Annotated in this window: 9 protein-coding genes; 1 reads left to right on the top strand and 8 read right to left on the bottom strand. The window is 47.3% G+C overall.

The features are described 5' to 3' along the window. Positions 1 to 135: 135 nt before the first annotated feature. The 8 genes from Q1V74_RS05330 to xsc form a co-directional block, all read right to left on the bottom strand. Positions 136 to 1,029: a cache domain-containing protein gene (locus Q1V74_RS05330; protein ID WP_300647383.1), complete on the bottom strand. Its 894-nt coding sequence runs from the start codon at positions 1,027 to 1,029 to the stop codon at positions 136 to 138. A 1-nt stretch (position 1,030) separates the two neighbouring features. Next, positions 1,031 to 2,371, bottom strand: coding sequence for a TRAP transporter large permease (locus Q1V74_RS05325; protein WP_300647382.1), 1,341 nt, complete (start codon positions 2,369 to 2,371; stop codon positions 1,031 to 1,033). A 1-nt stretch (position 2,372) separates the two neighbouring features. After that, positions 2,373 to 2,936: a TRAP transporter small permease gene (locus tag Q1V74_RS05320; protein ID WP_300647381.1), complete on the bottom strand. Its 564-nt coding sequence runs from the start codon at positions 2,934 to 2,936 to the stop codon at positions 2,373 to 2,375. A gap of 90 nt (positions 2,937 to 3,026) precedes the next feature. Then, on the bottom strand, positions 3,027 to 4,025 hold the full coding sequence (locus Q1V74_RS05315; protein WP_300647380.1) for a TRAP transporter substrate-binding protein: 999 nt from the start codon (positions 4,023 to 4,025) through the stop codon (positions 3,027 to 3,029). A gap of 70 nt (positions 4,026 to 4,095) precedes the next feature. Beyond that, positions 4,096 to 5,529, bottom strand: a complete 1,434-nt coding sequence (locus tag Q1V74_RS05310; protein WP_300647378.1) for an FAD-binding oxidoreductase — start codon at positions 5,527 to 5,529, stop codon at positions 4,096 to 4,098. 2 nt (positions 5,530 to 5,531) lie between these two features. Then, positions 5,532 to 5,921 carry a nuclear transport factor 2 family protein gene (locus Q1V74_RS05305; protein WP_300647377.1) on the bottom strand — a complete coding sequence of 130 codons (390 nt, stop codon included), beginning with the start codon at positions 5,919 to 5,921 and terminating at the stop codon, positions 5,532 to 5,534. A 23-nt stretch (positions 5,922 to 5,944) separates the two neighbouring features. Continuing rightward, the gene (locus Q1V74_RS05300) at positions 5,945 to 6,757 is read right to left on the bottom strand and encodes a thiazole synthase (RefSeq protein ID WP_300647376.1); all 813 of its coding nucleotides are present in this window, start codon (positions 6,755 to 6,757) and stop codon (positions 5,945 to 5,947) included. 65 nt (positions 6,758 to 6,822) lie between these two features. After that, the gene (gene xsc, locus Q1V74_RS05295) at positions 6,823 to 8,637 is read right to left on the bottom strand and encodes a sulfoacetaldehyde acetyltransferase (protein WP_300647375.1); all 1,815 of its coding nucleotides are present in this window, start codon (positions 8,635 to 8,637) and stop codon (positions 6,823 to 6,825) included. Between the two features lie 250 nt (positions 8,638 to 8,887). Between xsc and Q1V74_RS05290 the strand changes: the two genes are divergently transcribed. Then, positions 8,888 to 9,847, top strand: coding sequence for an AAA family ATPase (locus Q1V74_RS05290; protein WP_300647374.1), 960 nt, complete (start codon positions 8,888 to 8,890; stop codon positions 9,845 to 9,847). Positions 9,848 to 9,949 lie beyond the last annotated feature (102 nt).

Below are 9,949 nucleotides of genomic sequence, written 5' to 3'. Positions count from 1 at the left end.
TGATGGCGTGATGTCATCCTAGTCCTGTTAAAACATTCGTAAACAATAAACAAACTATTGTAGTCTCTTCCACCATCACCGCCCACTTCTGAAAGGCGATCAACACAAACGGCCACAGGAGTCCAGTTAAAGGAATTATTTCTGTAACACGAAAGTGCCTACCGCTAAGACTGACTCCCCTACCTGCTGATAAAAAGCGCGCCGCAACTCTACCCGTTTTGTCATCGGGCTCAACCACCAATAATCCACCTGTTGAATCAGGTTTGGATCGGCACTATCGACTATCTGTTTTAAAAAAGCTTTGCCTTGAATATCAACCACAAGATCGAGTTTCGTATCGTTAAGCTGCGTATCCGCTGGTGTCCAGACGATCAAGCGTTCCTGTTTATCCAAAACAAAAACATATTGATCCTGGTTGCGGTAACCATTGTTAGGATTACGGAATCTGCGTAAAGCTCGAACCGGGTTTTGATAATACTCACTAACCGCGCGCTCCAGTAATGCTTTAGCCTGCTCCTCGGTAGCAAAGCCAGGAAAATAGCCTGCTGCAATCACCACGTTATCTACCACCTTATAATAGGTGAGCTTGGGTTCACTGCTTCCATCAGCTGGATTAAACCAAAAGTACTCAACACTGCCTTCATCACTGAGCTTGGCTTGCTCTAGCATGCGCTGGAAAAAAGGACGTTGCTCAGCATCGGTCACATCAAGTACATTTTGCCCGACTAAGGTCGCCGACCACCCTCCACTGGATAACAACACCCCGGTGCGACTTAAACTAAATACATAGAGCTCTCTGTCTGTAAATCGTGGATCCCGGTTAAAGTCATTAACACCAACAATGCCCCGTTGTTGCACATGGGCCACCGCTTTATCCAGTAACTGGTGTACGCGTTGCTCTAACTGCTGCGTATGCGCTAACACGGCCCCATTCACCACCTGCTCTGCCTGCACCGGTACAGCCCCCAGCGCCAACATCATCAACCCAGAGGCCATAGATAACGCTAGCGTTTTTTTCTTTGTCTGCATTTTAGTACCCCATCATTTCTGGCAACCACAACGTTAAGCTAGGAAAAAAAGCTATTACAAAAATAGCGACTAGCAACACCGCGACAAAAGGCAACACACGCACCACAATCTGCTCTACTGTTGCCCCACCTATGCCTGAAGCCACAAATAGGTTTTCTCCAAGCGGAGGCGTAATAAACCCTACAGATAAAGCACAAATCACCACAATACCAACATGGGTTGGATCCGCCCCCAGCATATAGGTCACCGGTAATAACACGGGCACCAAAATCATGATAGCGGCCAAGGTTTCCATAAACATACCCACAAAGAGCAGAAAAAAGATCAAAATGGTCCAGATCAAATACATATTGTCGGTCCAATTAATCAAAGAATCCGCAATAACAGCTGGAATACGCTGCTCGACCAAGAGCCTGCCAAAAACCGTCGCCGCAAAAAGAATCAGCAGCACTCGACCGGTGATCCATGTCGTGGTACGCAAAGCCACAAACACCTTTTTAAAGGTGATTTCACGATGAATCGCAATCCCTACAAATAACGTATAGAAAATAGCAATCACCGCTGACTCAGTCGGCGTAAAAAACCCAGCATAAATCCCACCCAAAATAAAAACAGGGGCAAGTATCGACCAAAAGCCACGCTTGAGTGCGACGCCAACCGCTCTCATGTCCCAGCCCTCTTCGGTGCCTTTGTATCCCTCTTTACGTGAAATCAAATAGTTCATGGTTAATAAACTGGACGCCATCACTAGCCCAGGCACCACACCCGCAACAAATAGCTTAGAAATGGACACCGAAGAAAACTGCCCATGTAGGCTGATCGCTTCGGCCGGTGGACGCATCCCTAAGGCCGAGATACCAAAAATGACCATAGGAATAGACGGGGGGATAATAATACCTAATCCACCTGATGAGGCGGTCACGGCAGACGCGTAACTTAAGTCATAATTACGCTTAGTCATCGCCGGAATCATCAGCATACCTACTGCAGCAGTGGTTGCCGGCCCAGACCCAGATATCGCGCCAAAAAACAAACACGCTAATACCGTTGCTAAGCCTAAGCCCCCTGTCACTGGACCAGCCAGACTTTCTGCGATATCAACTAAACGCTTAGAAATACCCGCCGCCTCCATCAAGGCGCCCGCTAAAATAAATGCCGGCAATGCCATTAATGGAAAGCTACCAACTGAAGTAAAAGCGATTTGTACAAAGGAAATGGGATTTTTCCCCAAGACCAAAAAAGCGGCCATCGCCGCACCAGCCAGCGATACCGTAATAGGAGCGCCGATCAACAGCAACACCACAAAACTACCGAACAAAAGCCCAACTATTTGCTGCTCCATCTTAGGCTCCTTTTAATTGTTTTTTTAAAGCATGGCTTTTTTTCTGAATTTGCGCTAATTCTTGGCTTTCTGGATCAACCATTTCAACGGATCTAAACCAAATCAAATAGTTATTCCATAAAATACGTAATGACATTAAGCCAAATGCCAACGGAAGCACCATGAAAAAATACTTCATTGGCACGCCTGTGGTTTGCGACTTCCAAAATAAATTCATGCGATTAAAGACGAAGTCGTAACTTAACCACGTGAAATACACATTAAATGCCACCCAAATTAAATCTGCTACGGTCTCAGAGACTTTCTTTACGATGGGCGGAAAGGGCTTAAATTGAAAAGTAACGCGGTTGTGGGCAGACATTTTCGCCGCTACCACAGCACCTAAATAAGCAAACCAAACAAACATGTAGGTAGCGACCTCTTCAGCCCAAGGAATCGAGTAAGCAAAGAACTGTCGCATTAAAATTTGCACAAACAACAGCGACACAAAAGCACTGAGCAGCAGCCCACACACATACTCTTCGATGTGGTTTACCAGATGGAATAAGGCTTTTTTTACGCCCATAATGGCCTCCAGCAAAGGATTTTGCCAACGCATTAAGCAAGGCGCTCTGCACTCAGGAACCCTAAGCACAGAGCGAAATGGGTTAAAAAACTAACGTCCTAAAGAAGCTAAAATCTGATCAAGACGTTCTTTGCCACCAATAACGTCATAAAAAGCAGGCCACACTTGAGATGTAGCAGCCTCGATCCATTCTTTTTCATCGTTGGCGGGATCCACAATTTCCATACCCGCTGCAATCAACTCTTCTTTAATACGAGCCTCTGTGTCTTGTAAAAACTGATAACTGTGTTCTGTTGCCTCCATCCCGGCCTCAAGAATCGCTTGTTGTACCTCGGGACTTTGTTGTTGAAAAACCTGCTCGCTAACAATGAGCGGCTCTAAAGAGAACAAATAGCGAATGTTGGTGATGTATTTTTGCACCTCGTTGAATTTCATCGCTGAAATGGTGATGTAGGGGTTGTCCTGACCATCGACCACGCGTTGCTGTAGCGCTGTAAACGTTTCTGACCAGGCAAGCGGACTGGGATTAATCCCCCACGACTTATAGGAAGCAATCATTAGCTCATTTTTAGGAACACGAATCACTAACCCCTTTAAATCGTCCAAGGTTTTTACGGGTCGCTTAGAATTCGTCAACACCCTAAAGCCAGAATAAGACCAGCCAATAATTCGCACGCCAGCATCGCGGATGGTGTTTTCCGTTAGCTCCTGCCCCACCTCTCCTAAGGTCAGCTTTTTTGCATCCTCGGCACTTTGAATCACATAAGGTAAAGTGAGCACTGCTACCGTTGGCGAGAAAGGCGTAACGTTATTGATGGCAAGAATGGAAAAATCCAATAAGCCCATCGCTGCATCATTAACGGTGTCCTGCTCGTCTCCCAACTGACTATTGGGAAACAAATCGGCCTGGTATTTGCCCCCAGTTTTTTCTTTTAGGCTCGCAGCAAAGGCTTTACCTAGCTCATATTGCGTGCCGCCGGCGGCATCACCAATAGCCACTTTAAATGTGGTGGCACCCACTGAACCAGCAAGCAAAAAACTCGCCGCCCAAACCATGGTATTTTTGAATACATTTTTTAGTTTCATCATTTTGTCTCCACCCTCATTTGAGGTGTTATTTCTTGATTTATGATCAAGTAAAGAATGTGCTGAGTAAGACCTATAGCACCTCGTCTTTTAAGTAATACCAACGATATAAAAACCGTTGTCCCAACCGTCGAAAAGGCGCAAAAAACTCCGCCTCTACCTTTTCCATCACATTAGGAAATGGCAGCCTGCTCTGAAAAATAGGGAGATCTAGCTCGTGGCCTTGTCCTGCAATCCACTGCGCTAAGCGCTTGCCGGCTTGAGCGGAATACATCACACCGTTTCCGCCATAACCCAACGCGTAATAAATCGTTTGTTTAGGATCCGGCTGTACGATACGTGGCATCATGTCATGACTGACGTCAACCCAGCCCCACCAGGAATATTCCAAAGGAATGCCCGTTAACTCGGGGAACTTACGATGTAAAGCACCACGTAAAAAATCCTCGTATTTTTGCTGGGGTGCATCACGACCGGTAATCGCACTACGACTACCAATTTGCAAACGATTATCTGGCAGTAAGCGATAATAGTTTCGTAAGACGCGCGTATCGGTTAACACCTGATGGGTATAGAATTTACAAGCTTCAATTTCATCGGGCGTTAACGGTCGCGTCACAATCGAATTCGATAAAATCGGCAATAAGCGATTTTTAAACTCAGGATGTAAACCGTTTGAGGTATAGCCACCCGTCGCCACGCCAACGGCCTTGGCTTTTACCACCCCCCCTGGGGTTTGCAGATAATGGTATCCCCCTCGGCTTTCCCATGACTGCACGGGGCTAGATGGATGCACCGTTGCCCCCAAAGCTCTTGCTTTTTTCAAATAACCAAAAGCGAGTTTGCCTGCATGAATCCCAATGCCTTCTGGCTCATGCATCGCCCCATGCGCCTCGTGGTCATTCACCCACTCATTACGTACTGTTTGCGCGTCTAAAATGCGGGCATCATAACCAAAGGTGTTACGCAGTAGCTCGGCCTCTTGCTCCAAAACCGGCATGACCCGTTCACGATGTGCAATATATAAATGGCCGCCAGGCTGTGGGTCGCAGTCAATATCGGCAATGAGCGCTTTAAAATTTTCCATGCCTTCCACGCACTCTCTGTGCATTTTCAGCGCCACATCTAGCCCCCAGCGTTGAATCCATTGCGAACGCTTTAAACGCCCCGAGGCACACTGCGCCTGACCACCATTACGGGTACTACAACCCCAAGCGGTACGATTTGCTTCTAGGACAGTGGCTTTAATCCCATGTTCTTGAGCAAGATAAATAGCGGTTGTCAGACCCGTAAAACCAGAACCGATAATGGCCACATCCACTTCAACATCATGCAAGATCGGACCATCATCCTCTGGGGGTTCGCCGGCAGTACCAATCCAATACGTCGGCGCATAATCCGTTCCTGTGCCTGGATTTTGTGCCACTAACGGATCATAGGCCGGATCATAGGCGCGTCGTGCAGGTGTTGCCACAGGCGATGCGGTCTGGATCACGTCTGCTTTCATAATTAACTCCCACTGACTGCTGGACGATTTTTACGAAAAGCATTTTTGACCTTGATTTTGTCACCCTCAAAGGTGAATAAATCCACCATTTGCGCCTCGTGTAGCGCACCTGACAAATCGGTCCCCTTAAAGCGCGACGTCGACATAGCGTGATTCTCATCTAATATGTAGAACTGCCCATCTAACCAGGCCGCATCAGGAAAGTTTTGCCACGCCGACGCAAACGCCGCACGCACTTGCTCTTGGCCATGATGCTCCGTTCCCATCACCGTCGGACCAGCAATGGTGTAAAACGTACAATCACTGGTCATCATGCTCATGATGGTGTCGATATCATGATCATTCCATGCTTGGGTATAGATTTTGAGTAGCTCTAGTTTTTTCTTATCCATGATGATGTCTCCAAAAAATATTTTTATTTTGCGGCCGGTTTGGCCTGGGTATGAATGAGCCCCGTCGTCGGCGAGGACGCCTCGGCTAAATAGTATTTTTTCGGCATCCTTCCTGCCAAATAGGCATCGCGCCCAGCTTGTACAGCACGCCGCATGGCTCGTGCCATTTTGACTGGGTCTTGGGCATAGGCCAGTGCCGAGTTCATTAACACCGCATCACACCCTAGCTCCATCGCTATGGTGGCGTCCGATGCTGTTCCCACTCCGGCATCCAGCAACACAGGAACCGAAATCTGATCCAAAATCAAACGAATATTCCATGGATTCAGGATGCCCATCCCTGAACCAATGATTGATGCCAGCGGCATAACTGCCACACAACCGAGATCCTCTAACATGCGTGCCTGCACAGGATCATCGGAGCAATACACCATGACATCAAACCCTTCTGCCACAAGGGTCTTAGTAGCAGCAAGAGTTTCTGGCATATTGGGATAAAGATTCGTAGGACTGCCAAAAATCTCTAACTTCATTAAGTTATGGCCATCCAACAACTCACGCGCTAATCGAGCAGTGCGCACAGCATCTTCGGCGCTATAACAACCCGCTGTATTTGGCAAATACGTGTAAGTTTGTGGGGGCACATAATCTAATAAACTCGGCTCATTGGGATCTTGGCCAATATTGGTGCGTCGGATGGAAACGGTCACAATCTCCGCACCACTCATCGCTATCGCATCACGGGTTTGCTCAAAGTCCTTATATTTACCTGTGCCCACTAAAAGTCGAGATTGATAGGTTTTTCCTGCTAACACAAAAGGATCGACGGTCATCATTACTACCTTGATCTGGGATAGTTGGGTGGGAGCAACCCCACCCCAAAAAAAGGAATAAATACCTATTAGACGTAGTCTTTGTACTTATCCAATAAACGAACAGGCTTACGTAAAGCGTCACGGCGGAAAGGATCCCCTAGCTCACGTGTACACATGATCTCAATCACACATGTTTTGCCTTCGTTCATTTGCATGTCAATCGCACGCTTTAAAGCGGGCCCTACATCCTCTAAGCGGTCGACCACAATACCCTCTGCTCCCATCGACTGAGCAATTCCAGCAAAGGAAGGACTGTCTAGCTCCCCGGCAACAAAGCGACGATTATAGAACTCGACTTGGTTTTTCTTTTCTGCTCCCCACTGACGGTTATGGAATACAACCGCGGTCACAGGAATATCGTGACGTACAGCTGTTAAGACCTCCATCATGCTCATTGCCCATGCCCCATCCCCAGCGTAAGCAATGGCAGGACGATCTGGCGCCGCGGTTTTAGCTCCAATAATGGTGGGCAAAGCATAACCGCAGTTCCCAAAACTCATGGGAGCAAAGAAACTACGTGGCTTTTCAAAGCGTAAATAACTATGGGCAACCGAGTTAATATTGCCAATATCGGTCGACACCATGACATCTTCTGGCATGGCTTTTTCTAGCTCACGCAAGACTTGACGCGGATGCAGATAATTGCCCCCATTAAAGGTTTTCTCTTTGGCATTTTCCGCAATCATATCTAGACTGTAGGGATCGGTTTCATGAGTCCAGTTATCAAGCTCTTCTTCCCATGCTGCTTTTTCAGCCGCCATTTTCTTGGCACGCTCTTCTTTTGTGGCATCACATGCTAAGGTCTCACTCGCCAAACGCTTGGTTAACTCGGCAGCCACCGCTTTTGCATCGCCACAAATCCCGACTGAGATTTTCTTCACCAGTCCTAAGACTTTATGATCGGCATCGATTTGAATGATCTTGGCATCTTTAGGCCAGTAATCCATTCCATATTGTGGCAATGTGCCAAATGGACCTAAACGTGAACCTAAGGCAATCACCACATCAGCCTGAGCAATCAGCTTCATCCCGGCTTTAGAACCCTGATAGCCCAAAGGTCCACACCATTGTGGGTGACTAGCGGGGAACGAATCATTGTGCTGGTAACTATTGACTACAGGGGCGCCTAAACGCTCGGCAAGCGCAATACACTCCTCGACCGCGTCCCCCATCACCACACCACCACCTGAAATAATCACAGGAAACTTCGCTTGGCGTAAAAGCTCAATTGCTTCGTTTATGGATTGCTCACCACCAGCACCACGGTCTAAGCGCTGTGGCTGCGGGATCTCGCACGTAATCTCACCATAAAAATAGTCACGAGGAATATTCAGCTGGGTTGGTCCCATTTCACTGAGCGCTCGATCAAAACAACGGGCGGTAAACTCTGCCATGCGTGTTGGGTTCGTAACGTGTCCCTGGTATTTGGTGAACTCTTGGAACATGGGCAACTGATTGCATTCCTGAAAGCCGCCCAGCCCCATGGTATTTGTCCCTGCCTCGGGCGTCACAATCACAACTGGACTATGGGCCCAATAAGCCGCAGCAATCCCGGTCACGCAATTACTGATACCTGGACCATTTTGTCCAATCACCACCCCATGTCGACCGGAAACTCGAGCATAACCATCGGCCATATGGGCTGCCCCTTGCTCATGGACGACGGGAATTAAGCGAATACCTGCTGGAGCAAAAATATCCATCGCATCCATAAAAGCAGAACCCATGATGCCAAAAATATCTTTCACACCATTCGCAACCATCGTTTCCACAAAAGCCTCGGATGGTGTCATTTTGGTTGTCCCCGTTACCACCTTACGATTATCTACCTGTTGGCTCATTTCGTTTATGTCTCCATAGATATGCTGATACATTAACGCATCCAGCTAATAAAAACCATTTTTTCAAGATTATTTAAGCTTATATTTGAGACTTTGCTCTTGCTTAAGGTAAAAACTAGCACACAAAAATAAAAAATGGAATAATTTGTGTCGTTTTTTTGAATAATATATGATTAACCCTAACAAAAACCAGCCAAAAATACGGCATACTAAGTAAAAATCCCTAAAAATCACACCAAAGGAGCGATAAATGGAAAAAGAATTACAGATTCCAGAACAAGAGGTATCGGTAAGAGATGTTTTCGGTTTCGATACAAACCTAAAGGTAAAAGCATTTAAAGAGCGTACCGCCTATGTGCCCCCAGTCGACGAGGCCTACTTATTTGATCCCGAGGTCACCCTTGCTCTATTAGCCGGCTTCAGTAACAATCGGCGCGTGATGGTACAAGGCCGACACGGCACAGGCAAATCTACCCATATAGAACAAGTTGCAGCGCGCTTGAACTGGCCCTGTGTACGCGTTAATTTGGACGGTCATATCAGCCGTTTGGATCTAGTAGGTAAGGACACCATTCGCATCGAAGACGGTCTGCAAGTCACGGCTTTTCAAGAAGGGGTGATCCCTTGGGCATTACAGCGCCCTGTAGCTTTAATTTTTGATGAATATGATGCTGGGCGACCAGATGTGATGTTTGTGATCCAACAAATTCTTGAACAAGAAGGCCGCTTTACGCTCCTTGATCAAAACCGTGTGCTCACCCCCCACCCCTATTTTCGGATCTTTGCTACCGCCAACACACTGGGCTTAGGTGATAGCACAGGGCTTTATCACGGTACTCATCATTTAAACCATGCTCAAATGGATCGCTGGAACATTGTGACCACATTGAACTACCTGCCCGAGGAACAAGAAGTGGCAATAGTGGCCGGTCGCGTTCCAAGCAAAAACCACCCTCAAGGTTTAACGGATATACGAGCTATGGTCCGTCTAGCCCAACTAACACGCAATGCGTTTGCAATGGGAGACTTATCAACACTCATGTCACCACGCACCGTGATCACCTGGGCTGAAAACTGCACCATTTTTAAAAATAAGCAGCATGCTTTTCGTGTTTCTTTTCTGAATAAATGCGATGCGGAAGAACAGGCCCTAGTCGCCGAGCTTTATCAGCGTTGTTTTAATGAAGAACTTGAGCTTAGTACCGTTTAAGGAGAAAGAAATGAAGCCCACCGACCAGCTACGGCAACAACGACGCTGGCGCGAGCTTAGTGCTGCCTTAGCGCGTGCCCTTACCAACGACCCACGGATTCA

Origin of the sequence: Paenalcaligenes sp. (assembly GCF_030152715.1) — a bacterium.
GTDB classification, from domain to species: Bacteria; Pseudomonadota; Gammaproteobacteria; order Burkholderiales; family Burkholderiaceae_B; genus Paenalcaligenes; species Paenalcaligenes hermetiae.
This window is presented reverse-complemented; position numbering and strand designations above follow the sequence as displayed.

Excerpts from the sequence above, each read along its gene's own strand:
- Q1V74_RS05330 (WP_300647383.1), bottom strand. The coding sequence starts at position 1,029 with ATGCAGACAAAGAAAAAAACGCTAGCGTTATCTATGGCCTCTGGGTTG.
- Q1V74_RS05290 (WP_300647374.1), top strand. The coding sequence starts at position 8,888 with ATGGAAAAAGAATTACAGATTCCAGAACAAGAGGTATCGGTAAGAGAT.
- Q1V74_RS05315 (WP_300647380.1), bottom strand. The coding sequence starts at position 4,025 with ATGATGAAACTAAAAAATGTATTCAAAAATACCATGGTTTGGGCGGCG.
- Q1V74_RS05320 (WP_300647381.1), bottom strand. The coding sequence starts at position 2,936 with ATGGGCGTAAAAAAAGCCTTATTCCATCTGGTAAACCACATCGAAGAG.
- Q1V74_RS05310 (WP_300647378.1), bottom strand. The coding sequence starts at position 5,529 with ATGAAAGCAGACGTGATCCAGACCGCATCGCCTGTGGCAACACCTGCA.
- Q1V74_RS05300 (WP_300647376.1), bottom strand. The coding sequence starts at position 6,757 with ATGATGACCGTCGATCCTTTTGTGTTAGCAGGAAAAACCTATCAATCT.
- xsc (WP_300647375.1), bottom strand. The coding sequence starts at position 8,637 with ATGAGCCAACAGGTAGATAATCGTAAGGTGGTAACGGGGACAACCAAA.
- Q1V74_RS05305 (WP_300647377.1), bottom strand. The coding sequence starts at position 5,921 with ATGGATAAGAAAAAACTAGAGCTACTCAAAATCTATACCCAAGCATGG.
- Q1V74_RS05325 (WP_300647382.1), bottom strand. The coding sequence starts at position 2,371 with ATGGAGCAGCAAATAGTTGGGCTTTTGTTCGGTAGTTTTGTGGTGTTG.